Source organism: Bifidobacterium callimiconis (genome assembly GCF_003952005.1).
Classification (GTDB): Bacteria; Actinomycetota; Actinomycetes; order Actinomycetales; family Bifidobacteriaceae; genus Galliscardovia; species Galliscardovia callimiconis.
This window is the reverse complement of record NZ_QXGJ01000002.1, coordinates 236,660-263,518: the sequence shown is the minus strand read 5'-3', so window position 1 is coordinate 263,518 and position 26,859 is coordinate 236,660. Positions and strand designations below refer to the sequence as shown.

Below are 26,859 nucleotides of genomic sequence, written 5' to 3'. Positions count from 1 at the left end.
GTCCGCATTGCGAGATCTCTCGCTGGAGTTGTTTCGCAATGCGGGAACATCTGCTTTTCGCAGCGTCAAACGCCCGTTTTCAGTAGGAGTCTACGGGTTTTTGGCGCTGTGAAAAGCAGGATTAGGGTTTTTGGCGCTGTGAATTGCGTGACCGAGTCTTGAGCTCGCAGCGCCATCGTTTCGACTGCGGTCGGCCTATCAGCAACCAGACCGCAGTCGGACTGCAACCGGACTACAGCAGAACCGTTCCGTTCTCGGAGGCTGCGATCTGCGCATCGTCGCCGCAGCCGAGACGCGCACGGAATTCGCGGCCGTCGGAGCTGCGGACCTCCACGCCGTCATCGGTGTGACGGGCGGTGAACGTCACTGACGAACCGTCCATCTCCGTGACCACGGTCTCGATCACACCGTCATTCGTGCCAGCACCAATGACGCCGACTACACCGTCACCCAACTCCTCCAGACATACCGTCACCAGCGCATCCGTACCATACTCACGATCCGGCTTGCCGGCACCGGGATTGGTGACCACCAGACTGTCGCCGCGCACCCACAGCGGAATGGAATCGTAGTCATGACGTTCGCTGCGCCACAGACCATGCTCGCTGACCACCTTCTCGCCGGTGAACCAGTTGGTCCACGTGCCGGCCGGCAGGTAGTACTGCACGTCGCCGGAGTAGGAGAACACCGGCGCCACTAGCAGCGACGGACCGAACATGTACTGACGGTCGAGCGTACGGCAGGTCGGATCGTTCGGGAACTCCATGAACATCGAACGCATCACCGGCGTGCCGTTCAGATGCGGCTGCAGTCCCACCTGATACAGGTACGGCATGAGCGCGAGCTTGAGCTTGACGAACTTGCGCGCCACGTCCACCGCGCTCTGACCGGGTCGGATCTCCACGCCGTTCTTTTCGTCGGCCTCATCGAACAGCCACGGTACGCGGTACACGGTGGAACCGTGCATACGCGAATGCGATCCCAGCAGACCGAACGCCACCCAGCGCTTGTACACCGCCGAATCCGGGAACGCGCCCTCGAATCCGCCGATGTCGTGACTCCAGAAACCGAAACCGGAGCTCGTGATCGATAGGCCCGCGCGCAGCGTCTGCGCCATGCCGCTGAACGTGGACTCGCAGTCGCCGCCCCAGTGCACCGGTTCCATCTGACCGCCCACCGTGGCGGAACGCGCGAACAGACACGCCTTGCCCTTGCCGTACACCTCCTCGATGGCCTCGAACACCGTCCGGTTGTACAGCTGCGTATACCAATTGTGCATCGACAGCGGAGCCGAACCGTCATGCCACACCACGTCACGCGGAATACGCTCGCCGAAATCGGTCTTGATGGCATCCACGCCCTGACGCAGCAGCGTCTTCACCTTGCCCTTGAACCAGTCGCGTGCCTCGGGATTCGTGAAGTCCACCAGACCCATGCCGGCCTGCCACATGTCCGTCTGCCAAATCTCGCCGTTCGGCTTGCGAACCAGATAGCCCTTCTCCTTGCCCTCGGCGAACAGTCGTCCGCGCTGGCCGATGTACGGGTTGATCCACGCGCAGATATGCAGTCCCTTATCCTCGTGCAGACGCTCGAGCGTGGATTCGATGTCGCCGAAAAAGCGCTTGTCCCATTCGAAATCGGTCCACTGGAACTCGCGCATCCAGAAGCAGTCGTAGTGGAATGCGCTGAGTGGGATGTCGCGTTCGGCCATGCCGTCGATGAACGAATTGATTGTTTGCTCATCGTACTTAGTGGTGAACGACGTGGTCAGCCACAGGCCGTAGCTCCATGCGGGCACGTTCGCCGGGCGCCCGACCAAGGCCGTGTATCGGTTCAGAATTTCCTTCGGCGTCGGTCCGTAGATCACCAGGAAGTCAAGCGATTCGCCCGGCACGGAGAACTGCACGGCGTCGGTGTTCTCGCTGCCCACCTCGAACGAGACGTGCCCGCGGTTGTTCACCAGCACGCCGTAGCCGTTCGACGTCATGTAGAACGGAATGTCCTTGTATCCCTGCTCGGACGCGGTGCCGCCGTCCTGATTCCAGATGTCGATCGTCTGACCGTTCTTCACATACGTGCCGAAGCGCTCGCCGAAACCGTAGACGGTCTCGCCCACGCCCAGCGACAGTTGGATGGCACTGAACACGTCGGATTCGTCGAACGCCGAACCGTTCTTGGAGACGCCGAACTCGCCCACCGGCTGGGCGCTCACGGCGGACAGTTCGTTGAGCAGGAAACGGCCGAGCGACTTGCCCTGACTGGCGGTGAGCGTGCGCCCGTTCGCGCTGAACGTGAGATTCCACGGGCTGCCCTTGACCGCGGTGGCCTCGAGCTCGCCGGACCTGAGCGTGATGCTCGCGCCGTCCTCGCCAAGTTCGCCATCGCCATTGCCGATCGCGTTCACGGACACGTAGTCGCGGCCGCCGGGCTCGTCGACGTTCAGCGGGAATCCGGGGGTGACGTCCGCGCCCAGCCAGTGCGCCGCCTGCACGCGGATCACGCCCTCCGCAGGCGTGCTCACGCGTACGTCGAACGTGCCCAGATTCAGCGTATCGTTGCGACCGCGCACCTCCTTGGTGGGGGCGAGCACGTCGAAGCTTTCGCCGTCGTCGCCCGTGCTCAGCGTGTAGGCCTGACGGGCGTACAGCGCCTCGACGTGGGGTCGGTTCATCCAATAGCCGTTGGTGAATTTCATATCAGCCGCTCCTTTGCTGCGTGATGGCATATGCCGTCTTGCGTAACCGTCTGGCGTCGTTGCCGTAACGATCGTCGTTCGGTGTTGTACGGGTATGACTGTCACGGTAATCGACGTATGTGCGTTCCCCAAACGTTATTTCGACGGATTTCGACGAGCCTGAGTGACCGATCCTCGATCGAGATAGGGGATCTCCAGACGTTCCACCGTGCCCATCGGCACGCCATGACCGGCGAGAATGTCCATCATCATGTCGATCGCACGGGAGCAGGTGCGCTCGGGCTGCAGCGGCAGTTCGTCGATCGGCGTCGACAGCCGGTCCGCGTCGCCCAACGTGGTGAGTGACAGCACCGATACGTCGTGTGGAACGCGCTTGCCCATCAATGCGAGACGACCGATCAGCGCCTCCACGAACGTCAGATCGGACTGCACGATGATCGCCGTCGCGTCGGGCTGGGCGGCGAACGCCTTCTCCAGCAGGGAATCGATCGAGCCGATCGCCCAGGTTCCCGCATCGGATGAATCGGCGGGCGGCGCATACCCCTTCAACGTCATGTCGTTTTTGCGCGCGTAATGCTGCAATGAGCCAAGCGAGCGCATGATGAAATTCGACCGGCGGCGATATTCGTCGGGCGCCGAACCGAAGAAGATGCAGTCGCGGTGCCCCAACTGTGACAGCCGATCCACTGCGGCGTTGCATGCCCGCTCGAAATCCAGGTCGACGCACGCCAGATGTGCGGTGTCATGCGGCACGCCCACCGCCACGTACGGCACGGAGGAGATCGCCGCGCGACTGACACGGGAATCGTTCATGTCCGCGTCAAGCAGGATCACGCCGTCGACCAGCCCGGCGTCCGTCACCTGTTCCAGACGCGTCTGCGCCTGCTCGCCCGACTCGGACAGCACGATCGTGTCGTACCCGCGCTCCCTGGCGCTTTTGACCACGTTCATCAGAAAACCGGCGTAGGTGCGTTCCGTGGTGGTGGGGCGAATCGGATCGCTGACCGCCAGAAACCCGGTGCGCTTGCCGGGTGATGAGAGCGGGCCGCCGTGGGGAAAGTAGCCGAGCTCGCGGGCGGTCTGCAAAATATGCTGGCGGACCTCGGGGGAGATGCGCCGCTTGCCGCTCAGGGCGTACGACACCGTGCTGATCGAGACTCCGGCCTGTGCGGCAACGTCCTTGATGCCTACCATCGTTTCCTCCTGTGGCTGGTGGGTGTGGTTGTGGTGAGTGTGAATTCGTTGGGTGCGGGTGATGCGGTTGCGGTGGATGCGAATGTACTACTGCTGAGCGTACTATGCGACTGCGCTTAAATCGAAAAGTATCGAAACCCTTGCAATTGCAACGATATCGAGTTAGTAAATTGCTCTGACAATTTGACCGTGCCGTCGGTCCGCTCCTAAGTTGTGCTTATCGATGCCGGCCGACGACGTTGAATGGGCCGCTGATTCGCCACGATCGCATCAGCGGCAACGCGTCGTCGGCATCGCGTTATCGACTGTGTCATCGGCACTGCGGCAACGCACGCCGGTACCGCGACAACGCATATCGACACTGCGGTAACGCATCGCATCATTGCACGTTCACGTCAGCGAAGACAGGAGCACATATGACCGCCACATCCCCGACCCAGACCTCGGCGGATTCCAAGCAGGCACGACTCGCGGCATACAACGCCGCCGTGGCCGCCGCGGAACAGAATCCCGACCTCAGCCCCGAAACCGGCAAGCCGTTCTCCCGCGGCACCCTGCTGCGATTCGGCGCCGGCTTCCTCGTGTTCGGCATCCTCTGGATGAGCGGACTCAACATCGCCTTCGCCGTGCTCATGCCCCAGCACTTCAAATCCGTCGAAGGCATCTCGCCCGAAGCATTGAACGGCATCGTCAACTCGTTCAGCGCCGTCGCCGGCCTGGTCTCCAACCTCGTGTTCGGCAACTTCTCCGACCGATCCCGATCCCGCTTCGGACGCCGCACGCCCTGGATCCTCGGCGGTGCGCTGTTCGCCGGCGTACTGCTGTTCCTCACCGGCATGACCACCAACCCCGTGCTGCTCACCATCTTCTACTGCGCCAGCCTGTGCGGCCTCAACGCCATGATCGCCCCGCTCGTCGCCGTGCTCTCCGACCGTGTGCCCGCCGGCATGCGCGGCTCGCTCTCCGCGTTCTACGGTGCCGGATCCGTGGTGGGCGCGCCCATCGGCACGCTGCTCGGCGCGTTCTTCATTACCAACATGGTGCCCGGCTTCGCGCTCGCCGGCGTGCTCATGTTCCTGGCCGGACCGGTCTCCGTGGCCATCATTCCGCGCGAAGCATCCGCCGACTTCCTGCCTAAGGACGAAGGCAGCCTCAAGGACGTGGCCCTGAGCTTCATTCCGCCGAAGTTCTCCACCGCCCACGATTTCTACAAGGCGTTCGCCGGTCGTTTCTGCATGCTGCTGAGCTATCAGATGATCAACGCCTACCAGCTGTACATCATCCAGAACTACGTTGGTCAGAGCGACATCGAATCCGCCAAGACCATCTCCGTCATGTCGGTCATCACCATGGTCGTCTCCCTGTTCGGTTCCCTGGTCTCCGGTCCGATCTCCGACAGGATCGGCCGCCGCAAGGTGCCCGTCGTCGTCGCATCCGTTGCGTTCGCCGTTGGTATCGCCATGCCGTGGATTCTTCCTTCGGCCATGGGCATGTACCTGTTCGCCGCCATCGGCGGTCTCGGATATGGCATTTACTCGTCCATCGACCAGGCGCTCAACGTGGACGTGCTGCCGAACAAGGAGGACGCCGGCCGAGATCTGGGCATCCTCAACGTGGCCACCACGCTCGGCCAGATGTGCGGCCCGATCGTGATGTCGACCGTCGCGCTGTCGCTCGGATACGTCTACGCCTTCCCGGTTGCGATTGCGATCGCCCTGTTCGGTTGCGTCTTCATCCTCAGTATCAAGTCGGTCAAGTGACGGGCGGTGCCGGTGCGAGAAATCGTGCCGGCATTTTTGTATGTTCTGTGTGTTCCGCGTGGTATGTCCTGTGTGTTGTGCGCCCTGCGCGTTCTGTGTGGTACATCCTGTGTATTGCGTGTCCTGCGCGTCCACACTGCGGAAATGAGCGTCGGATTCGTTTCACGATGCGGGAACATCCGCTCTTTGGGGCGTCAAATGCCCGTTTTCGCGTCGATTTTCGGGAATTTGACGCCCCAAAGAGCGGGATTCGGGTATTTGGTGCTGTGAATTGCGTGGCTGAGTGCTGAAGAGCATGGCCGAGTGCTGGCGGCCGCTGGCCGAGCGACTCGGGGTTAGTTATCCATCCCCAGCTCCTGCGCGACCCGCTTTCCGCACGCCTCCAGTTCGGCTTGCGTGCTATCCGGCGCGCAGTGCATGCCCTCGATGCCCAGATCCTTGGCCATCTTGTTCGCGCATTCCTGAAGGGCGGCTTCCGAACTTTGGGTGCAGGGGTCGGGTTCCGAACCGCAGGCCGCCAGTGAAACCACCGCCGCCATGCAGGCCAGTGCCGCCACGATCCTGTGTGCTCGCTTTGCTTGTCCCATCGTTTCCTCCTCGGTCCGTTGCGAGCGGTCAGTGCCGTCCGCGTTTCGATGACGTACAACCGAGGTATGGCGTGGGCGAGGTCAAAGCGGATGCGAAAAAAAGGGGCGGGCGGAAGTTTGAGATGTTGGTGTTGCGTTTCGCGCGCTTATTTAAGGGGGATTATTCGGAAGACGGCACGGGAAAGTGTCCAGTGTGGAGGAAACTTTTGCCTGTGTGATGGGAAAGTGTCGTCCATACTGGACACTTTCACTTGTTTGGCTAGGAAGTGTCGTCCGTACTGGATACTTTTGGGTTGCTGTCGGAATGTTATCCCTCCCTCAGGCCGACGTTGTCGGCCAGCTCCCTCCCTTGGAGGGAGCACGTGGGGATGGGGCGACTCCAGCGGGGAGCGCGTTTAAAGGAATAACGCGTGCGGCGGTGAATCTGGCGGGGAAGTGCGTCGAGGGTGGGGTAACGCGTGTGGCTGTGACGGGGGATGCGAACCTGGCGGGAGATCGTCCACACCATCCCATCCCCAGGGGCGTATACGGGTGCTGGCGCTTAATCGGCGTTGTCCGCGAGGTTGAAGCCGGCGAAGGTGAAACCGGGGGAGACGACGCAGGAGACCAGTGCGTCGGCGTCGCCGGGGATGGTGCGCTGCCAGACGCCGGCGGGCACGATTGCGTGGCCGATCACGGGTTCGGCATTGTCTGCATCGGGGCCGACGTTGGAGCCCTTGCTGTTGCCGGAAGCGGGGCTGTTGCCGCAGCTCTTGGTATCGGAACCGGGATTCGTTGCGGGATCCGTACGCGTATCGGTCAGGCCGGAACCCAGCACGATGCGCTCGGACTTCGATGGATCCGGCGCATCGCCGTTGCCTGCCAGTTCAAGTGTCACGTGACCCGGACCGTGCCACAGCCACAGTTCGTCGGCATCCACCTGATGCCAGTCGCTGAAATCGCCGGTCGGAAGCAGAAAGTAGATCAACGACGCCAGCGGACGATTGCCAGTGACCATGCTGAACCCGGGATGCTGCGTCGGCGACGCGAAATCAGCAGGGGCAAACGATGCCGACTGCCAGTCGCGCACATACCAGCCACCCTCCGGGTGCGGCTCCAAACCCAGTCGTGCAATCACCGACTTTGCATATTCGCTCAGCGGCGGAATATCATGCACTGGTTCCGGAATGTTCTCATACTGCGAAGTCATGCCTTCTGCTCCTTTGGTTGGATGGTTCGATATCACATGTGTGATATTTCACCAATGATTTTCCAAAAACTCATTTATGATTTTTAGAACCCGTTCTCGTTCTTTGCGGCCGGAAAGAATGCTGAATGGTGCCTCTTCCAAGGTATCCGTATTACTTTCTTTGCATTCGGACTTTGAAACCCTATCAAGCGGATATGGCTTGTTATTGATTTCTCCTTGATCATTGGCTTTGCGTCTGTGGCGAGACCATAGGCATACCTTTGCCGATATGATTAGAGTCACTAATCCTGTCAAAATAGTAATTGCTAATGTTGCATACTTGATAATGGATGCCGGAAGCTGCGGTAACGTAAGTCCCTCATGGTCTCCGGGGTATCGTATTCCGAGATTAAGGAATGCTGACGCATATGATATTGAGTAAAAGATCAAGGACTTGGAAATTGTGTCGTCCAATTTTTGTCGAACATGATCGGAAAGAGAGTTATTGATTCCTGAGAGAGTCTTTGCTAGCCAGAGGGTGAAAATCATGGACAGTCCTGCTATAAGATTATCTCCAGTAAAAATACTGATCATTGGATAGTAGCCGAACAGTGATACAAGATTAAAGGTGGAGAGAGCAGCAAGAAGCAATGACCACAACAAGGAATATTGTAGTGTCCGCTGGTCGGGAATAATGTTGAGTTGAATATAGGTAATGGGCTGGTGGCTGGAGAAATACCGTACGCAATGAATGCGTCCGGCAATGAAATGCATTTTGATATCAGATTTCTTGTTGCTGGCCTTGTCGATGTTCTCCGATTTCGATGGCGGCTCTTTGGTAATTTCTTTTACGCTCTCGACGTCTGTATGTTCAATTGGGGTAACTTCAATGTGGGATGCGCGCGCAGCATAAGATTGAAAGCCGAGGTTGACGGTATCTGAAAGATGTGTGGGGCCTATAATTGCTTCGCTGATTCGTTGTGGCCATGTTTGAGGGTTTGTGAGACTGGGATATGTAGTGTCGAATCGTAGGGTGAACAACATTTTCGGTTGTGTGTCCGACTGTGGCACTAGGGCTATCAGCGGATATTGTTTACAAAGATTCGATAACAGCAAGAGCAGAGACGTTAAAGCTTGCATATTCTCGTCGCCGATTGCATGTCGGCTTGTGGGATCGGCTTCGGTGTCTGAGTTGTTTTCGTGATGCGATGACCGTATCCAGTCGAGGAGTCCGAGAAACAGTGCACATGTCAATAGTGTGGCGTTTCCGGAGGCGGAGTTGTTGTCGGAGGAGTTTATGAGTTTGTGCAGGTGTTCCATGCATTCCAGTCTGAAGGAAGTGCACTCTTCGTCAAAAGATTGCTGATCTTCATTCTTGACGAAGTTTCGTGTAACTAGATTGGCTAGATCAGCCAATCGAGCACTTTGCCAGTGTTGTTCATTATGTTGATCTTGCTCTCGAAGAGAAACATGATCTTTTCTATTATCGGAACTTATGTTACGAAAAATATTGTTGAGTCTTTTGGGAAATTGAACCATTGACGAATCGATTTTATTGAAATAACCTTCAACGAAGTATTGAATTTCTTCACGAGAAGGAATTTGATTCCATAAATACCAAAGAGCTTGTTTAGTGATGAACGAGGTCTCTGCATATGTAGTTGCCGGCAATTCCTGCCCATCTCGGTCGGTGAGACTACGATTCGTGTGATTGCCGTTATCGAGATAGCAAACAGGAATAGCGACATATGGATTATTGGCATTACCGTTTTTACCCCAGAGAATATATTTGGTCGGGTCCAACGTAGAACGAATGCTGATCTGATAGGCAAGATTTCCAGTGTCGGTAAATGTCACATTCGTATTTTGCTGGTTCGTCCATCGATGCATGCCGAGCAGCAGCATGGCACATTTGTGGCCGAAATCTGGATCATCCTTACCGGCTCTCAACTGGTCATCGATATTGCGCATGGCGCACATGATTCTCTCGATTCTCTCTGGTTGGTGTGCGTGGCCGGTGGCTCCCCTCAGTCGGCTTTGCCGACAGCTCCCCTCAGAGAGGGGAGCCAAGACCACATGAGGTACGGCGGTCTCGGTCACCTATTGGCGTAGGCGTCGTCGAAGAAGCCGCGTTCGTACTTGACGGCGGTGCGGAAGCGTTCCTGCAGTTCGGGGTCGTCGGCGCTGGCCACGCGGTTGAGTTCGGCGATCAGGAAGTCCACCCATTCGCTGAAGAACTCGCCGCGATGCACATCCACCCATCCGCGATGCTCGGGCTTCACCGGCAGCTTGCGACCATGGTCGGTGGCGCGTTCGGCCCAGTCCAGGTACAGGCTTTCGGCCACCACGAGCACTGCCAGACCGTCCTTGTACGACCGGGTCTCAATGGTGTCGGTGTACAGCTTCTTGAAGCCGCGGCTCGCCGTGGCCAGTTCGGGATGCAGGATCTGATCCTCGCTCACGCCGTACTGGGCGAAACGATCCTGGAAGTACGTGTCCTCGTCGGCGGCGATGAATCCGAGCTGCGCGGCGTAGCGTACCTTGGCCTTCATCGTGTCGGCCGACGCCAGCACCTGACCGAGCAGCGACAGGAAGTCCTCGGAGAACTGGTAGTCCTGAATCAGATAGTCACGCAGCACGTCCGGGTCGATGGTCTCATCCACCAGCTCCCTGACAAAACGATGGTTGACGGCCGCCTCCCAGTCATCGTGCACAAGCGCGCGCAGACGCTCATACGTGGTCGTGGCGGTTGCGGTCGTGACCGTGTCGGCCTCGAGAGCAGCATTATCGGCGGCATTCTCGGCTGTGTTTGCAACGGCACTGTTTTCGGTCATATGACATCCCTTCGTCAGCATTGCCCGTACAGGTTCGGCGGGTGTCTCTCAGCCATCCGGTCATCGGCGTATTCCATGGGAAACTCCGCCGGAACGCAGAACAGCACCCCGTGTCATCCCTCAGTATACGAGTGGTGACGGGGGTGCCGGGGGATTACAGCGAGCGCGCGGTCTCCACGATCCAGCGGATGCGCTCCCAGTCGAGCTTGGCGTCGATCGTGCAGTCGCCGCCAAGCAGCAGACCGTGCTTGCCATGATCGAGGATCAGATCGCGCGTGTACTGCTGCAGCTCTTCCTTGGTGCCGCTGTAAATAATGCCGCGGTGCCCGTTCGCATCCCAATGGGTTTCGAACCCGGCCAGCGACGCACGACCACCGAAGAACAGACGGCCGTCGTTCAACGACAGATCATCCACATGCACCGCCCAATTGACCGCCTTGCCTGGATAGTCCTTCCACAGTTCCAGCTGATTCTCCTTGCCGGCGAACCCGCAGAAATGCACGATGTTGTTGTCCGAATACCGGTTGGCGTGCTCAAGCGCATACAGGTCCGACGGCCTCACCCAACGACGATGCTCCTCCGGGGTGAACAGACCCTTCTCGCCGTTCTGCACGCAGTAATACACGCCGTCCGCGCCGGCCTCTTCGATCACGCGTCGTGCCAGAATCGACGCGGTCTGGCCGATCGTGTCCAGCGCGTGCAGCACGGCATTGGGATCCTCACGCAGATCGGCGACCACACGATCGAAATGACGGCCCACCTGTTCGGCGCCGAATCGCAGGTACGACAGCGGCGCGAATACGTTGTAGAACACGCAACGCTCATCGCCGATCGCCTCCACCAGGGCACGGACGCGCTCCACCTGCTGCTCGATCCACGGATCATGCGGCTGCAACGGCTCCAGACCATACCAGTCGTGCGCCTCGGTGATCTCCACGTTAAACGGATAGTTGAAGAACCCGTCGGACATGACCTTGAGAAAGTCGAGATCCGTCTGCCGATAGTAGTTCAGGTGCGCCTGCACGTTGCGCTCGCCGGTCTCCTCTTCGCCGGAGAAGTGGAACCAGAAGCCCACCGGCACATGATCGGCGGGACGATTGTTGAGGGCGTTGAGCACACGTTCGCGTTTGTTCACTGATCGACCTTTCTCGTCGGCTGCCATAGCTGCCATAACAGGCGCGTTTCCGCGGCGGCCATCCCCATGATTCGCCGCGGATTCCGTATGGATATCAGCGAGTCTAGGGGAGCGTGGCGGCAGACACGACGAGTCCGTCATACGCGTTGGCTATGGGACGTTATCGGTGTGAAGGGTCGCATGATTTCGACATGGTTCGGCGTAAACCGGCGAACGTCGCAACGCAGAGTTGTAACGCAGAGTCGTAACGCAGAGCTTACGACCCCGACTCACGAACCCAGCAGTCCGGCGATCACGAAGATGAAGATCGGCGACGACAGCGTGCTCAACAGAATGCCGTCGCGCGCGAACGTGGTGCCTGCCTCGTATCGTGCCGCGTAGTTGTACACGTTCTGCGCGGTGGGTAGCGCGGCCAGCACCACGCACGAATACAGTTCCGCACCACGGAATCCCATGAAATAGGCGAGCAGGAACGCAACGAACGGCATGACCGCGTTCTTCAGCAGAGCGGCGACGATCGTGGCCGCGCGGTTCGAATCCTTGCCCAACGGTTTCGACCCATGCAACGACATGCCGAACGCCATGAGAATCAGCGGCACCGCGGAATTGCCCACGATGTTGATCGGATCGTAGATATAGCTCGGCACGACAAACCAGCCCGCCGCATCGCTGACCGCCGACGTGACGATGCCGATCATCACGCCGATCAGAATGGGCTGATGCAACGGCTGCGTCACGATCGCCTTCACGCTCACCCTGCCGCGCGACGACAGATCCAGCGACGTGAGTGCGATCGGTGTGAACAGCACCTGCTGGATCAGCACGATCGGCGTGACCGCGGCCGGATTGCCGAGGATGTACGTGGCGATCGGCAGGCCGATGTTGTTCGCATTCATGTACATCGACACCAGAACGCCGATCGTCGTGTCCGCCGAACCCATGTGAAATATCGTCGCGTTCAGGCCGAGAAATATCGCCCCGGTGATCACCGCGCAGGCGATGGCCACCGCGATCGACGGTTTGAACACGTCCGACAGATGCTCCTTCGACAGGATCGCGAACATCAGGCACGGCGTGGACACGAAATAGCTGAACCTGTTGAGCACCATCTGCGCAGTGGGACCGCCGATGCGGAAGCGGGCCGCGATATAGCCGATGAGAATGATGATGCCGATGACGCAGAATCCCTGCATCGCCGAGATGAGTCCCATGTGTACGCCCTCCGATTGCTGCGTGCGATATGCGGCCGCATTGTCGTGCGTCGCATGAATGGGTTCGTATTCCTGCGACGATGTATGCGCCACTGCGGTACATTACTGTCAAACACGACGGGAGGGCTTATGGTTTCCAACGGTTCCATAAATGACGGCAGTGGCAAGGCAAGCGACGGCAAGGCGCACGGCAAACTGGTGTTCATCGACATCGACGGCACGCTGGCGGACGAGCACCACATCGTCCCCGAATCGGCCAAAGCCGCATGCCGCGCGGCGCAGGCCAACGGGCACAGGCTGTTCATCTGCACCGGGCGCTCACTGCCCAAAATCGAGCGGAGCATTCTTGACCTCGGATTCGACGGCGTGGTCTCCGTGGCCGGCGCGCAGGCGAACCTCGGCGAGCGTGTGCTGTTCCAGCATTTCGTCACGCCCGAGGCGATCGACGCGGCGACCGAATACTTCAAACGGCACGACATCGAAAGCTACCAGTGGCAGGGCGCCGATGGCATGTACATCTCGCAGGGATATCTGCGGCATCTGCAGGCGAAGAAGTCGGCGTGGAACAGCGGCGAATTCGCCAAATACTGGCATGTGATCGACGACGTGGAGATCCCCGAGGGCTCCACGCTCGGCCACGTGATCCGCGCGAGCAAGGGATCCTACTTCTCCAAGCCCGACCCGGACGTGAGCTTCGAGGACGTGCAGCGCGACCTGAGCCCATGGTTCACCACCGTGCACGCGTCGTACGATCGTATCTCGCCGAACAACGGCGAACTGCTCATCAACGGCGTGGACAAGGGCACGGCCGTGCGTGACGTGGCCGCTGCGCTCGGCTGCGACATCGCCGACACGATCGCCATCGGCGACAGCGACAACGACACCGCCATGCTGAAGATGGCCGGCACCAGCGTGGCCATGGGCAACGCGATCCACGGCATCAAGGACATCGTCGACATCGTGACCACCGACATTCATGACGACGGCATTGCCAACGCGTTCGCCATGCTCGGATTGGTGTGAGTCTTTCCCCGACTATTTGCGCTGTTTGGGCTGTTCGTGCTGTTTGGACTGTGCGGACCGTTCGGACCATGAGGGGTCAAATACCCGGAGTTCAGGCGGTGTCGACGCCGTTTTCGACGGCGGTTTTGAGCCAGCGCTCGCTGACGATGGGAATGTTGTAGGCGCGGGCCTTGCGCGCCTTGGTGGATTCGGTGTCCACGTCGGCGGCGACCACGAGCCGTACCTTCTTGGTGACTGACGGCCAGACCGTGATGCCCACTGCGGCGAGGTCGTCGATCCAGTCGGCGCGGCGCTGCGACATCGCGCCGGTGAGCACGATGCGGTCGCCTTCGCGCAGGCGCGGCGGGGGAATGGGCGTGGTCTCGGTTGTGACGCTTGTAGTAAGCGCGGTGTCGCCGTCCATGATGCCGGAGTCCATGATGTCGGTGTGCGACGGTCGGGGCAGCCATCGGGCCATGTCCTCGCTGATGCGCGGCCATTGTGCGCGTCCGGCGGCATCGAGGTGCGCGGCCCAGCCTGGCCATTCCGGGATCATGCGCATGTATTCGCGCAGCAGGAGCGCTGTGGCATGGGCGTCGCTCAGTGCGCTATGCGCGTCCGGGTTGCCGATGCCGAACCGGGCGCAGCAAGCGGCGAGTGAGCGGACACCGAGCAGCTTGCCGCCGAGCCGCATGGTGCACAGGGCCGTGGAGGCCTCGGCGCCGCGGCGATTGGCTGAGGTCGTCTTGCCCTGAACGGGGATGTCATAGCCCAGCCGGGCGTATTCGCTGCGCAGCACCCGTGAATCGAACGCCACGTTGTGCGCGACGAACACTCGGCCGGCCAGATAGTCGCGCAGCTGCCTGGCGATGCCGTCGAACTCCGGTGCGTGCTTCAGTTCCGCAGCTCGGATATGGTGCACGTGCTGTGCGCCTAGGTCTCGGCTGACATGGATGAGCGTCTCGTCCTCGTGCTCGATGTTGCCGTCTGGGTCGAGCAGTGTCACACCGATCTCGATGGCCCGGTCGCCGCGTTCCGGCACCAGCCCCGTGGTCTCGAAGTCCACCACGGCGAATCCTCGGGCAGGGTTCCTGGCACGGCCGGACGTTGGGCGAGTGGGCTGCAGGGGCATCGACGTATCTTCCCTCCAATATGGGTATCGGATCTGGTCCTGATCCAATGCCTCAGCCTACCAGTGGTAGGCGGGAGGTGCCTTGGCGCTCGGTTCCTAACGATTCGGCGCGACGGCTCGAACGTGAACATGGACGGATATGAACATGGGCGCGGCGCGGGCCGGATCAGTAGCAGTCCCACTGGTAGAAAGCCTGATCGAAGTCCAGATCGTGCAGGGCCTCGGCGGGAATGAAGATATGCCCGATGCCGTTGTCGCCGAGCATCATCTTGAACTCGATGCTGTTGATCTGCGCCACCATGACCAGATCCGCAGCCTCCTCCTCGTCCATATACGTTCGCGGATCATCCTGTGTGAACAGCGGGTAGCCCCCGATGCGGTGCCCGTCGCCGCTGATCCGGTCGAACAGCAGGCTTTCCACATCGGTGTATTTGCCGTCCAACAGTTCCCGGTCATCGTCGTCGAGCTGCTCCAGACACGATTCCAGCAGGTCCTCATAGCGGTAGTCGGTCACGCCCATGGGCTGGCTGGTCGCCTCGCCGTGCAGCTTGAACTGCATGTTCTCGTCGTCGAATGGCACGTTCGTCGGTTTCACGCCGCCGTGTCGCAGCTGCCAGTGCGGCGTGATCACCTGAGCGGCGTATGCGGCGTCGGTCAGCAGTAGATTGGCGGGAATATAGCGGATCTTCCACGACTCCCAGGTCTTGCCGTCATCGATGTTGTCGTCGTCGTCGAATGTTGTGAAATCAGGGTCGAGTGTGTCGTCGGTGGCGTCCACGAAGCATTGCAGCAGGCCGTTCTGTGGAAAGCCGTCCAGATGGGGCAGACGCGCGAAGTTCCATTGCGCGAGCAGCACCATCGGTACGCCGTTGCCGGGATTCACCGGCGCTTCGAAGTCGTCGGGAAGCAGGTATGGTCCGCCGTACTTGGTGTCTAGCAGATCCGGGACCGCCAGTGTGCTCATGCTGCAGTCGCGCAGCCGTGCCCCGGAGATCGAAGTGCCGTCGGCGGCCTCCACGTGCAGTTCGATCGCCGGCTTGGCCGTGCGCGTTCTGATCAGATCGACGAGCCGATCGACGATCCGGTCCACCGACGGGGATGATGAGGAGACTGATTGCGTTGTATCGATCGTCATTGCGCCCACGCTTCCTTCTGGCTGATGACGTAGTCATGTGCGGCTGCCGACGATGGCGTTCGACCTTCGAACGTGCGTCGTCTGCGCCCGTATGCCACGATAGGCCGGTAACATGAACGGGCGAAGGATGCGCGGTGAATCCGGAATGACGGTGATCGACGGAGTCGGCATGACCGCGTGGATAACATGCCGGATGTCGGATGATCCGATTCGGGAGGGTGTGGACGTATGAGTGGAGAGCGTATGGCGAACAATGCGGAGTCGCGTGACGGTGAGGGGAATGGTGAGGGGAATCAGGGGAGAAAAGGCGGATGGCCGAGTCCTGATGAGGTCCGTGCCCGACGCCAGCGGGGACGTCGGGGATATGGGCGGGGTGATTCCGGGGGCGTTGTCGAGAACGGGGACTCTGGAGTGGCGCGTGGCGGGTCGACCGGGGTGAACGGTTCGGTTCGCGGACGTAGGGGCGGTGTGCCGTTCAAGGCGACCGGTCACAAGGGCGGAATCAGCCGGCAAGGGTGATGTCCGATTCTGGGTATAACCGGACAGATAAAACGAGATCTGGGTATAACCGGATCATAAAGGACGTTGGATTCCTCTCTCTATGGTGCGGTTATACCCAGAACCTGATTATTAGACCGGTTATACCCAGATTCCTTGTCCGGTTACACCCAGATTCCTGTCCTGATATACCCAGAATGGGGTGGATTGGGGATGGTCGGGGAACGTGACCAGTGCCGGATCCCTCCTCCCGGTCGGAAGGTCATGTCCGGAAGAGATGGGGTGACGAGAAAGTTCAAGAAGCATACACGCTTGGTTGCGCGACACGCGAGAATGTGGTATTCTTTTGACGATTAGCGACGTGTGTCATATAGCGGGCATACATCAACTGGGGAAACGCCCGCGACGATTGTATACCACGATTGCCCGGGGTGCGTTTCCTGGCCGTATGGAATAACAGCGAACGAGAAGGACCATCCCATCTTGGCTGCCGAAAGCACACAAACCAATACCACCAAAGTCTACGCTCGTGCGGATGAGCATGACATCAAGCTGCACAAGGCCTCGCCGCGCGTGAACTTCGGCTCCATCAAGGAGCCCATCGACGTCCCGTACCTGCTGGGCGTCCAGACCGACAGCTTCGACTGGCTGATCGGCAACGAGCGCTGGCAGAAGCGCGTCGAGGAGGACCTGGCGAACGGCACCAACACCGTGCCGCACACCTCCGGTCTTGAGGAGGTCTTCGAGGAGATCTCCCCGATCGAGAACTTCGCCCAGACCATGAGCCTCACGTTCTCCAACCCCTACTTCGAAGAGCCGCGTCACACCGTGCAGGAGTGCAAGGAGAAGGACTACACCTACTCCGCCCCGCTGTACGTGAACGCCGAGTTCTGCAACAACGACACCGGCGAGATCAAGAGCCAGACGGTGTTCATGGGCGACTTCCCGCTCCAGACCCCGCACGGCACCTTCATCATCGGCGGCACCGAGCGAGTGATCGTCTCCCAGCTCGTGCGTTCCCCGGGCGTCTACTTCGACAGCTCCCGCGACCGCTCCACCGACAAGACCGTCTACGGCGCGAAGATCATCCCGAGCCGTGGCGCCTGGCTTGAGTTCGAGATCGACAAGCGCGACGTTCTCGGCGTGCGTGTGGACCGCAAGCGCAAGCAGTCCGCCATCATCTTCCTCGAGGCCATCGGCATGACCGAGCGCGAGATCCACGACGCCTTCCAGGGCTACCCGCTGGTGCTCGACGCCCTCGCCCACGAGATGGACGCCATCACCCCGAAGGACTCCTCCGGCCGTCCGCTGATCGACCAGCGTCCGAGCGACGAGGAGATCCGCAACCGCGCCCTGACCGAGCTGTACCGCCGCATCCGCCCGGGCGACACCGCCACCCCGGAGGCCGGCCGCAACCTGCTCGACTCCTTCTACTTCAACACCCGCCGTTACGATCTGGCCCGCGTTGGTCGCTACAAGATCAACCGCAAGCTCGGTCTGGAAGGCGACATCAACGATCGCAGCCTCAAGCCCGAGGACATCGTGGCCACCCTGAAGTACCTGGTCACGCTGCACGCCGGTGACAAGACCTTCCCGGGCAAGCGCAACGGCGAGGACATCGAGCTGCGCGTCGAGACCGACGATATCGATCACTTCGGCAACCGTCGTATCCGTCAGGTGGGCGAGCTGATCCAGAACCAGCTGCGTACCGGCCTGAGCCGTATGGAGCGCGTGGTGCGCGAGCGCATGACCACGCAGGACGCCGAGGCCATCACCCCGCAGTCCCTGCTGAACATCCGCCCCGTGGCCGCCACCATCAAGGAGTTCTTCGGAACCTCCCAGCTGAGCCAGTTCATGGATCAGAACAACCCGCTGGCCGGCATCACGAACAAGCGTCGTCTGTCCGCTCTGGGCCCCGGCGGTCTGTCCCGCGACCGCGCCTCCATGGAGGTGCGAGACGTGCACCCGTCTCACTTCGGACGTATGTGCCCGATCGAGTCCCCTGAAGGCCCGAACATCGGTCTGATCGGCTCCCTCGCGACCTTCGGCCGTGTGAACCCGTTCGGCTTCATCGAAACCCCGTACCGTAAGGTGATCAACGGTCAGGTGACCAACGAGATCGAATACATGACGGCCGATCAGGAAGCCGACCACGTGATCGCCCAGGCCAACCAGGAGCTGGACGACGAAGGCCGCTTCGTGCACGAGGACGCCCTTGCCCGAGCCAACGAGGAAGAGGCGGTCGACGTCCCGGTCTCCGACGTGGACTACATGGACGTCTCCCCGCGCCAGATGGTGTCCGTCGGCTCCTCGCTGATTCCGTTCCTGGAGCACGATGAGGGCCACCGAGCACTGATGGGTGCCAACATGCAGCGTCAGGCCGTGCCGCTGATCCGCTCCGAGCGCCCGCTGGTGGGTACCGGCGGCGAATGGCGTGCCGCCGTGGATTCCGGCGACGTGGTGAAGGCCGAAAAGGACGGCGTGGTGACCTACGTGTCCGCCGACATCATCCGCACGATGAACGACGATGGCACCACCTCCAGCTACAAGCTGGCCAAGTTCCAGCGTTCCAACCAGACCACCTGCTACAACCAGGTGCCGATCATCCACGAGGGTGAGCGTGTGGAGGCCGGCTCCGTGCTGGCCGACGGTCCGGCCACCGATCAGGGCGAAATGGCTCTGGGCAAGAACCTGCTGGTCGCCTTCATGCCGTGGAACGGCTACAACTACGAGGACGCCATCATCATCTCCCAGCGTCTGGTGCAGGACGATACGCTGAGCTCCATCCACATCGAGGAGTACGAGATCGACGCCCGCGAGACCAAGCTGGGTGCCGAGGAGATCACGCGTGATCTGCCGAACGTGAGCGAGGACGCCGTGAGCAACCTCGACGAGCGCGGCATCATCCGCATCGGTGCCGAGGTCGAGGCCGGAGACATCCTGGTGGGTAAGGTCACCCCGAAGGGCGAGACCGAGCTGACCCCGGAGGAGCGTCTGCTCCGCGCCATCTTCGGCGAGAAGTCCCGTGAGGTGCGCGACACCTCGCTGCGCGTGCCGCACGGCGAGACCGGTACCGTGATCGCCGTCAAGGAGATCACCCGTGAGGATGCCGAGGAGGACGGCGACGAGCTGCCCACCGGCGTGAACTCCATGATCCGCGTGTACATCGCTCAGCACCGCAAGATCACCGTGGGCGACAAGCTCTCGGGGCGTCACGGCAACAAGGGCTGCATCTCCCGCATCCTGCCGGAGGAGGACATGCCGTTCCTCGCCGACGGTACGCCGGTCGACATCATGCTCAACCCGCTGGGTGTGCCTTCCCGAATGAACCTGGGCCAGGTGCTCGAGCTGCACCTGGGCTGGATCGCCCACTCCGGTTGGGACATCAACATCGACCCGAACCTCGAGGCTGAGTGGAAGAAGCACATCCCCGCCGGCGCCGAGAAGGCCGATCCGAACACTCCGGTCGCCACCCCGGTGTTCGACGGCGTGCGTCAGGATGCCCTCAACGGCCTGCTGAAGACCACCCTGCCGAACCGCGACGGCGACAAGCTCGTCGGCGACGACGGCAAGGCATGGCTGTTCGACGGTCGTACCGGCGAGCCGTTCGGCAAGCCGATCTCCGTGGGCTACATGTACATCCTGAAGCTGCACCACCTGGTCGACGACAAGATCCACGCCCGTTCCACCGGTCCGTACTCGATGATCACGCAGCAGCCGCTGGGCGGTAAGGCCCAGTTCGGTGGCCAGCGATTCGGCGAGATGGAGGTGTGGGCCCTCGAGGCCTACGGTGCCGCCTACACGCTGCACGAGATGATGACCATCAAGTCCGATGACGTCGACGGCCGCGTGCGTGTCTACGGCGCGATCGTGAAGGGCGACAACCTGCCGCCGGCCGGCATCCCCGAATCCTTCAAGGTGCTGCTCAAGGAAATGCAGTCCCTGTCGCTGAACGTCGAGGTGCTCAACGCCGAAGGCGTGGCCATCGACATGAAGGAAGAGGACGACGATCCGGTCTCCGCCTCCGACGATCTGGGCTTCAACATCGGCGCCCGTCCGGAAGCCGGCTCGAACGCCCCGGCCGAGTCCGAGGAACCGACCTACCGCTGACGCAAGCCGGCGAGCGCCGCGCACCAATAGACATGCCGGTGCGCGGCACTCGCCCTTGCCTGAAAACCAATACGTGAAGCAGTAAAGAACCTAAACAGACAGGACATAGAGTGCTGGACGTTAATGCATTTGACAAACTGAGGATCGGTCTGGCCACCACCGAGGACATCCTGAAGTGGAGCCACGGCGAGGTCAAGAAGCCCGAGACGATCAACTACCGTACCCTCAAGCCCGAGAAGGACGGCCTGTTCGGCGAACAGATCTTCGGACCGACCCGCGACTGGGAGTGCGCCTGCGGCAAGTACAAGCGCGTGCGCTTCAAGGGCATCGTCTGCGAGCGCTGCGGTGTGGAAGTGACCAAGTCCCGCGTGCGTCGTGAGCGCATGGGCCACATCAAGCTGGCCGCCCCGGTGACCCACATCTGGTTCTTCAAGGGTGTTCCGAGCCGTCTGGGCTACCTGCTGGACATTCCGCCGAAGTACCTCGAGAAGGTCATCTACTTCGCCGCCTACATGGTCACCTCCGTGGATGAGGAGCAGCGTCACAAGGACATGCCCGACCTACAGGACGAGTTCGACGTGCGTATCCAGAACCTGGAGAAGGCCCGTGACAACGAGCTGCACAAGCGCGCCGTGAAGCTCGAGGAGGATCTCAGCGAGCTCGAGGCCACCGGCGAGGCTTCCTCCGCCGCCAAGACCAAGCTCAAGGGCGGTGCCGAGCGCGACCTCAAGGCCATCCGCAAGCGCTACAACGACGAGATTGCCCGTCATACCGCCGTGTGGGATCGTTTCCAGACCCTCAAGCCCGGCGACATGGAAGGCGACGTGGATCTGTGGCGTGAGATGGTCGACGATTACGGCGACTACTTCGACGGCTGCATGGGTGCCGAGGCCATCAAGAAGCGCCTGCACGACTTCGATCTGCAGGGTGAGGCCGAGAACCTGCGCAACGTGATCGCCACCACCAAGCAGGGTCAGCGCAAGGCTCGCGCCCTCAAGCGCCTGAAGGTGATCAACGCCTTCATCTCCACCGGCAACAGCCCGGAGGCCATGGTGCTGGACGTGATCCCGGTGATCCCGCCGGATCTGCGCCCGATGGTGCAGCTGGACGGTGGCCGCTTCGCCACCTCCGATCTCAACGACCTGTACCGTCGTGTGATCAACCGTAACAACCGTCTGCAGCGTCTGATCGACCTCGGCGCCCCCGAGATCATGCTCAACAACGAGAAGCGCATGCTGCAGGAAGCCGTGGACTCCCTGTTCGACAACGGTCGTCGTGGTCGTCCGGTCACGGGTGCCTCGAACCGTCCGCTGAAGTCGCTGTCCGACATGCTCAAGGGTAAGCAGGGTCGTTTCCGTCAGAACCTGCTCGGTAAGCGAGTCGACTACTCCGGCCGTTCCGTGATCGTTGTTGGCCCCGAGCTGCGCATGCACCAGTGCGGTCTGCCCAAGCCGATGGCGCTGGAGCTGTTCAAGCCGTTCGTGATCAAGCGTCTGGTGGACCTCAACTACGCGCAGAACATGAAGAGCGCCAAGCGTCTGGTCGACCGCGGCGACTCCGAGGTGTGGGGCGTGCTCGAGGAGGTCATCTCCGAGCATCCGGTGCTCCTCAACCGTGCGCCTACGCTGCACCGTCTGGGTATCCAGGCGTTCGAGCCGATCCTGGTGGAAGGCAAGGCCATCCACCTGCCGCCGCTGGCCTGCGCCGCCTTCAACGCCGACTTCGATGGCGACCAGATGGCAGTGCACCTGCCGCTGAGCGCCGAGGCCCAGGCCGAGGCCCGCTCGCTGATGATGGCTTCCGACAACATCCTGAAGCCCGCCGACGGCCACACCGTGACCATGCCGTCCCAAGATATGATCCTGGGTCTGTACTGGCTGTCCACCGTGCTCGACGGCGCCAAGGGACAGGGTCGCATCTTCTCCTCGCTCGAAGAGTGCCGCATGGCGCTCGATCTGCATGAGATCGACATGCAGGCCGAGGTGCTGGTGCGTATGCCCGCCGACTTCGTGCTGCCCGCCGACTGGGAGCCGAAGGAGCTCAAGGTCGTCGACCCGCAGCCCGGCAGCCCCGAGGTCGTGAAGGAGGAGCGCTTCGTCGATGGCTCCACCCTGTTCGCCACGAGCTACGGCCGTGTGCTGTTCAACAGCACGCTGCCCGTGGACTACCCGTACGTGAACTACCAGGTGGGCAAGAAGCAGCTGAGCAAGATCGTCGACGACATCGCATCCCGCTACTCCACCCAGCAGGTGGCCGCGTCGCTGGACGCCCTGAAGGACATGGGCTTCACCCGCGCGCCGTGGTCCGGCGTGACCTTCGCGTTCTCCGACGTCATCGAGCCGCCGGAACTCGACGAGTACATCTCCAAGGCCGAGGAGCAGGCGCACAAGATCAACGGCAAGTACGACATGGGTCTGCTTACCGAAGAGGAGCGCCGTCAGCAGCTCATCAACCTGTGGAACGACTGCACCAGCGACGTGTCGAAGGCCGTCGAGAGGGGCTTCTTCCCGACGAACAACCTGTCCATCATCGTGCAGTCCGGTGCACGAGGAAACATGATGCAGATCAACCAGATCGCCGGTATCCGTGGCATCGTGGCAAACCCGAAGGGCGAGCCGATTCCGCGACCGGTGAAGTCCAACTACCGCGACGGCCTGTCCGTGCTGGAGTACTTCATCTCTCAGCACGGTGCACGTAAGGGCCTGGCGGATACCGCACTGAAGACCGCAGAGTCGGGTTACCTGACCCGTCGTCTGGTCGACGTCTCCCAGGACGTGATCGTGCGTGAGGAGGACTGCGGCACCAAGCAGGGTCTGAAGATGCGCGTGGCTGATCGTGACGACGACGGCAACCTGACGCTCGTCAAGGCCGCCGACGGTGGCCCGTACTCCCGTCTGCTCGCCGCCGACGTGATCGATCCGGCCGACGGCACCACGGTGCTCTACCACCGTGACGACGCCCTGTCCATGGACGTGCTCAAGGACCTCGTGGCCCACGGCGTGGAAGAGGTCAAGGCCCGTTCCGTGCTGACCTGCGAGTCCCGTCGCGGCGTGTGCGCCAAGTGCTACGGCTGGTCGCTGGCCACCAACAAGCTGGTGGATACCGGCGAGGCCGTGGGTATCGTGGCCGCCCAGTCCATCGGCGAGCCTGGTACCCAGCTGACGCTGCGTTCCTTCCACTCCGGTGGTGTGGCCGCCGCGGCCGATATCACCCAGGGTCTTCCCCGTGTCACCGAGCTTTTCGAAGCCCGTACGCCTAAGGGCGAGGCCATGATCGCCGAGTACGACGGCACCGTGAAGGTCGAGGACAACGAGGCCGGACGCGTCGTGACGCTGTTCCCGGACGATCCGGACGCCTGCAACGCCGACGGCGAGAAGGTGGACCACTTCGACTACAAGGTGTCGACCCGCGTGCCGCTACTCGTCAAGAATGGTGAGCACATCAAGCGCGGCACCAAGCTGTATGTGGGTTCCGTGGATCCGAAGAAGATCCTGCGCATCATGGGCGCCCGCGCCGCGCAGGTGAACATCGTGGAGGAAGTGCACACCGTGTACCGCTCCCAGGGTGTGGATATCCACGACAAGCACATCGAGGTCATCGTGCACCAGATGCTGCGCCGATACACCGTGCTCGACTCCGGTGACACCGAGCTGCTGCCGGGCGAGCTGGTCGACAAGGCCCGCTTCAAGGAGGTCAACAAGGCCGCCCTGAAGGCCGGCAAGCGTCCGGCCACCGGTCGTCCCGAGCTCATGGGTATCACCAAGGCCTCGCTGGCCACCGACTCCTGGCTGTCCGCGGCCTCCTTCCAGGAGACCACGCGCGTGCTCACCGAAGCCGCCCTGAACCAGAAGGTCGACGACCTCAAGGGCCTCAAGGAGAACGTGATCATCGGTAAGCTGATCCCGGCTGGTACCGGTCTGGCCCGTTACCGCAACGCCCGTGTCGAGCCCGACAAGGCCATCCGCGACACCATCTACCCGAGCTTCGGTCTGAGCGACGACGGTGGCGACGGCATGGTGGACCTGTCCGACGCCGATCTGAGCGATGTGGACTTCTCCAACATCGACTTCGGCGATCTGAGCCTTGGCGACGACTTCAACCCCGACGATTTCCTCAACGATCTCGGCGGTGACGACAACGGTTCGGCCTCCGGCGACGTTGACTTCGGCGATCTGTCCGGAGCCTTCGGTGACGACACGACCGACAACGGTTCCGATGCCGGCACGGATACGTCCGATACCGACCATGGCGACCAGTCCACCGGCGACGCTCAGTGAGTGTTGAGCCGGGTCAGTCGATTCGCTGACATCTAATCAGGCCAATACGGCAAGGGCCGTGACTCCCATCCGGGGGCCACGGCCCTTGCCATATCTCACGTCATTTCACATCGTTCTATTCTCACACGGTTCTATTCACACACGACCCGTACGGGACGGATCGATGGTCATGGTCTGGAAACGATGCTGCATGTACGCGTCGTCGTAATGGTTTGCGAAGAACATCTCGATGGGGGAGTCCGGCGACAGTCCGGAGACACGCGAATACCAGCAGTCCAGCGACATCAGCGTCATCGTGCCGTCGACGAACAGCAGCACGAAACAGGCCACGGTCAGCGAATACCGCCACTGCCACGGGATACGATTGATCAGTTTCAGCAGTCGGGGCAGACACCAACGGACCCAGACCACGCCCAGCAGCCCCCACATGATCATGTACTTGCCGCTCGTACGCCCGTTGATCGACAGCCATTGCCCCGTGTAGTCCCAGGCGGTGACGCCGAACGCCACCTCCATGAACCAGCTCGTGGCGTATTCGAACGCGCCGCCGATCACGGCGCTGCACAGAAAGATCAGCAGCGGATTGCGGTTCCACAGTCGGTTGAGAAACACCGTGAGCAGCACGCCGCCGAATCCGTAGATAGGGGAGAACGGACCATAGAGCAAACCCGCACGATCCTGCAGTTCGCCGTGGTACAGCGCGAAATGATAGACGGTCTCGATGCCGAGCCCCACTACGCTCGCCACAACGAACACCCAGAACAGGTTGAAGAAGTCCAGTGCGATATAACCCCGACCGGTCAGATCACGGCCGACCATGCCGATCTTGGCCGCAGCCGCAAGCTCGTCCTGCTCCTCAATTCTTTTCAACAGATGCTGTTCGCGACGTTCCAGCGCCAGCATCGGATCGGCGGTGACGGAGATCACGATCAGCAGCGCCAGCTGCACCGCCTGCAGCAGCAGTTCCGGCCCCAGACCGAACAACGCCAGATTCGACAGACCCTGCAGGATGGTGATCGGCATGAGCACGTACGCCCACCGCGCAGCATGCCGACGACGGTTGCGCAGCAGCAGCGCGCCGAACACGATGAGCGCGACGCTGCCCGATACGAGCGTCAGCGCGTGAACCACCGTGAGGATGACGGTGAGCGTGGGCGTGATGTCGGCCACGTTGACCGACCGCACCACGACGACGATGGTGAACGCCAACAGCGGGAACGAGACGATGCCCACCGCCAGACACAACGCGCCGTAAATCTTGGCGAGCAAAGGAAGACGGATCTCGTCGATCGATTCGGCCGAACCGTCATTGCAGGGCTGATCGCGTCCGTTTCCATTCGGATCCGCGCCGGTGGAGACGACGGATGCGGCTTGATTCATGAATGGCGGTACGGTCACGGTTCCTCCCTTGCCTGTCCGTGTGCTGTATCCATACTATTCATTCGTTCATCGGCGGTGCGCAGGGCATGGTCCTTGCATGACGTGCCGCGTCGGTGACGGGCCATGATGCCACATGTGTGGTAGGACTGAACGTATGAGAAGAAGCATTCCCTATCCTCCGCCGCCCGAACCCGGCTGGTACGTCGAAGACACCATGCCCGGCGACGCGTCGCAGGCGTTTCCCGACGACGTTCGATCCCAGTCCGCAGTCGTCGATGATGCCCCTGCCCCGTCCGACGGCTCCCCGTACGGCAACGAGGAATGGGACGGCACCATACTGTCACGATCGTTTATCGATCAGCGTCCGCAACATCGGTACGTGCTGCGCAACGACGCCACCGGTCAGACCGTGATTCTGGACCGCAGCGCACTGCTGGGACGCAAACCCACTAAGGCCGTGCCCGAAGGCGTCAGTCCGCAGAAGCTCGACGATCCGACCCGCACGATCTCACGCAACCACGCCGCCGTGAGCTTCGACAGGGAGGGGCGATTGTGGATCGAGGACTACGGGTCGCTCAACGGCACGTTCCTCATCGTCAACGGCGAGGAGACTCAGGTGAAGGGGAGACCGGTGAAGGTGACCGTGCCCTGCACGGTGCGCATCGGCGACCAGTTCTTCAACCTCGAAGAACAGCATTCATAAGAGGACGTTCGTCGATACCACCGGCTCCCCTCCGTGAG

General features: G+C 61.2%; 16 protein-coding genes. 5 read left to right on the top strand and 11 right to left on the bottom strand.

What is annotated here, in order from left to right; all coding sequences use genetic code 11:
- Positions 1–232 precede the first annotated feature (232 nt).
- Together yicI and D2E23_RS03110 are read right to left on the bottom strand one after the other, a co-directional pair.
- Positions 233–2,695 (bottom strand): alpha-xylosidase, encoded by a 2,463-nt coding sequence (gene yicI, locus D2E23_RS03115; RefSeq protein ID WP_126029537.1) that lies wholly within the window; start codon positions 2,693–2,695, stop codon positions 233–235.
- 135 nt (positions 2,696–2,830) lie between these two features.
- Positions 2,831–3,889 (bottom strand): LacI family DNA-binding transcriptional regulator, encoded by a 1,059-nt coding sequence (locus D2E23_RS03110; protein WP_126029536.1) that lies wholly within the window; start codon positions 3,887–3,889, stop codon positions 2,831–2,833.
- A gap of 416 nt (positions 3,890–4,305) precedes the next feature.
- Here D2E23_RS03110 and D2E23_RS03105 point away from each other — a divergent pair, with 416 nt between their 5' ends.
- Positions 4,306–5,649: an MFS transporter gene (locus D2E23_RS03105; protein WP_126029535.1), complete on the top strand. Its 1,344-nt coding sequence runs from the start codon at positions 4,306–4,308 to the stop codon at positions 5,647–5,649.
- Positions 5,650–5,984: 335 nt separating this feature from the next.
- On the opposite strand, the gene D2E23_RS03100 is transcribed toward D2E23_RS03105, so the two are convergent.
- From D2E23_RS03100 to D2E23_RS03075, 6 genes are all read right to left on the bottom strand, one after another.
- Complete coding sequence (locus D2E23_RS03100) at positions 5,985–6,236, bottom strand: hypothetical protein (protein WP_126029534.1); 252 nt, start codon at positions 6,234–6,236, stop codon at positions 5,985–5,987.
- Positions 6,237–6,777: 541 nt separating this feature from the next.
- A complete protein-coding gene (locus tag D2E23_RS03095; protein WP_126029533.1) occupies positions 6,778–7,425 on the bottom strand; it encodes a cupin domain-containing protein in 648 nt (215 codons plus the stop codon).
- 48 nt (positions 7,426–7,473) lie between these two features.
- Positions 7,474–9,384 carry a hypothetical protein gene (locus tag D2E23_RS03090; protein WP_126029532.1) on the bottom strand — a complete coding sequence of 637 codons (1,911 nt, stop codon included), beginning with the start codon at positions 9,382–9,384 and terminating at the stop codon, positions 7,474–7,476.
- 116 nt (positions 9,385–9,500) lie between these two features.
- Positions 9,501–10,238: a TenA family protein gene (locus D2E23_RS03085; RefSeq protein WP_126029531.1), complete on the bottom strand. Its 738-nt coding sequence runs from the start codon at positions 10,236–10,238 to the stop codon at positions 9,501–9,503.
- A gap of 154 nt (positions 10,239–10,392) precedes the next feature.
- Positions 10,393–11,409, bottom strand: a complete 1,017-nt coding sequence (locus D2E23_RS03080; RefSeq protein WP_206431982.1) for a uroporphyrinogen decarboxylase family protein — start codon at positions 11,407–11,409, stop codon at positions 10,393–10,395.
- 233 nt (positions 11,410–11,642) lie between these two features.
- Positions 11,643–12,584, bottom strand: a complete 942-nt coding sequence (locus tag D2E23_RS03075) for an AEC family transporter (protein WP_241227197.1) — start codon at positions 12,582–12,584, stop codon at positions 11,643–11,645.
- Between the two features lie 129 nt (positions 12,585–12,713).
- Between D2E23_RS03075 and D2E23_RS03070 the strand changes: the two genes are divergently transcribed.
- Positions 12,714–13,607 carry an HAD family hydrolase gene (locus tag D2E23_RS03070; protein WP_126029530.1) on the top strand — a complete coding sequence of 298 codons (894 nt, stop codon included), beginning with the start codon at positions 12,714–12,716 and terminating at the stop codon, positions 13,605–13,607.
- A 91-nt stretch (positions 13,608–13,698) separates the two neighbouring features.
- Here D2E23_RS03070 and D2E23_RS03065 read toward each other — a convergent pair whose 3' ends face one another.
- Entirely contained in the window at positions 13,699–14,718 is a 1,020-nt protein-coding gene (locus D2E23_RS03065; protein WP_126029529.1) for an exonuclease domain-containing protein, read from the bottom strand.
- A 166-nt stretch (positions 14,719–14,884) separates the two neighbouring features.
- Entirely contained in the window at positions 14,885–15,853 is a 969-nt protein-coding gene (locus tag D2E23_RS03060) for a YwqG family protein (RefSeq protein ID WP_126029528.1), read from the bottom strand.
- 981 nt (positions 15,854–16,834) lie between these two features.
- Between D2E23_RS03060 and rpoB the strand changes: the two genes are divergently transcribed.
- Both rpoB and D2E23_RS03050 read left to right on the top strand, forming a co-directional pair.
- Positions 16,835–20,461 (top strand): DNA-directed RNA polymerase subunit beta, encoded by a 3,627-nt coding sequence (gene rpoB, locus D2E23_RS03055; protein WP_126029527.1) that lies wholly within the window; start codon positions 16,835–16,837, stop codon positions 20,459–20,461.
- Between the two features lie 110 nt (positions 20,462–20,571).
- Positions 20,572–24,738: a DNA-directed RNA polymerase subunit beta' gene (locus D2E23_RS03050; protein ID WP_126029526.1), complete on the top strand. Its 4,167-nt coding sequence runs from the start codon at positions 20,572–20,574 to the stop codon at positions 24,736–24,738.
- A gap of 135 nt (positions 24,739–24,873) precedes the next feature.
- On the opposite strand, the gene D2E23_RS03045 is transcribed toward D2E23_RS03050, so the two are convergent.
- Complete coding sequence (locus D2E23_RS03045) at positions 24,874–26,136, bottom strand: putative ABC transporter permease (protein WP_241227188.1); 1,263 nt, start codon at positions 26,134–26,136, stop codon at positions 24,874–24,876.
- A gap of 136 nt (positions 26,137–26,272) precedes the next feature.
- Here D2E23_RS03045 and D2E23_RS03040 point away from each other — a divergent pair, with 136 nt between their 5' ends.
- Positions 26,273–26,821, top strand: coding sequence for an FHA domain-containing protein (locus tag D2E23_RS03040; protein ID WP_126029525.1), 549 nt, complete (start codon positions 26,273–26,275; stop codon positions 26,819–26,821).
- Positions 26,822–26,859: the final 38 nt, after the last annotated feature.

What these genes read in the sequence shown, in the direction of transcription:
- yicI (WP_126029537.1), bottom strand. Translation starts at nt 2,695, where the DNA reads ATGAAATTCACCAACGGCTATTGGATGAACCGACCCCACGTCGAGGCG.
- D2E23_RS03110 (WP_126029536.1), bottom strand. Translation starts at nt 3,889, where the DNA reads ATGGTAGGCATCAAGGACGTTGCCGCACAGGCCGGAGTCTCGATCAGC.
- D2E23_RS03105 (WP_126029535.1), top strand. Translation starts at nt 4,306, where the DNA reads ATGACCGCCACATCCCCGACCCAGACCTCGGCGGATTCCAAGCAGGCA.
- D2E23_RS03100 (WP_126029534.1), bottom strand. Translation starts at nt 6,236, where the DNA reads ATGGGACAAGCAAAGCGAGCACACAGGATCGTGGCGGCACTGGCCTGC.
- D2E23_RS03095 (WP_126029533.1), bottom strand. Translation starts at nt 7,425, where the DNA reads ATGACTTCGCAGTATGAGAACATTCCGGAACCAGTGCATGATATTCCG.
- D2E23_RS03090 (WP_126029532.1), bottom strand. Translation starts at nt 9,384, where the DNA reads ATGTGCGCCATGCGCAATATCGATGACCAGTTGAGAGCCGGTAAGGAT.
- D2E23_RS03085 (WP_126029531.1), bottom strand. Translation starts at nt 10,238, where the DNA reads ATGACCGAAAACAGTGCCGTTGCAAACACAGCCGAGAATGCCGCCGAT.
- D2E23_RS03080 (WP_206431982.1), bottom strand. Translation starts at nt 11,409, where the DNA reads ATGGCAGCTATGGCAGCCGACGAGAAAGGTCGATCAGTGAACAAACGC.
- D2E23_RS03075 (WP_241227197.1), bottom strand. Translation starts at nt 12,584, where the DNA reads ATGGGACTCATCTCGGCGATGCAGGGATTCTGCGTCATCGGCATCATC.
- D2E23_RS03070 (WP_126029530.1), top strand. Translation starts at nt 12,714, where the DNA reads ATGGTTTCCAACGGTTCCATAAATGACGGCAGTGGCAAGGCAAGCGAC.
- D2E23_RS03065 (WP_126029529.1), bottom strand. Translation starts at nt 14,718, where the DNA reads ATGCCCCTGCAGCCCACTCGCCCAACGTCCGGCCGTGCCAGGAACCCT.
- D2E23_RS03060 (WP_126029528.1), bottom strand. Translation starts at nt 15,853, where the DNA reads ATGACGATCGATACAACGCAATCAGTCTCCTCATCATCCCCGTCGGTG.
- D2E23_RS03040 (WP_126029525.1), top strand. Translation starts at nt 26,273, where the DNA reads ATGAGAAGAAGCATTCCCTATCCTCCGCCGCCCGAACCCGGCTGGTAC.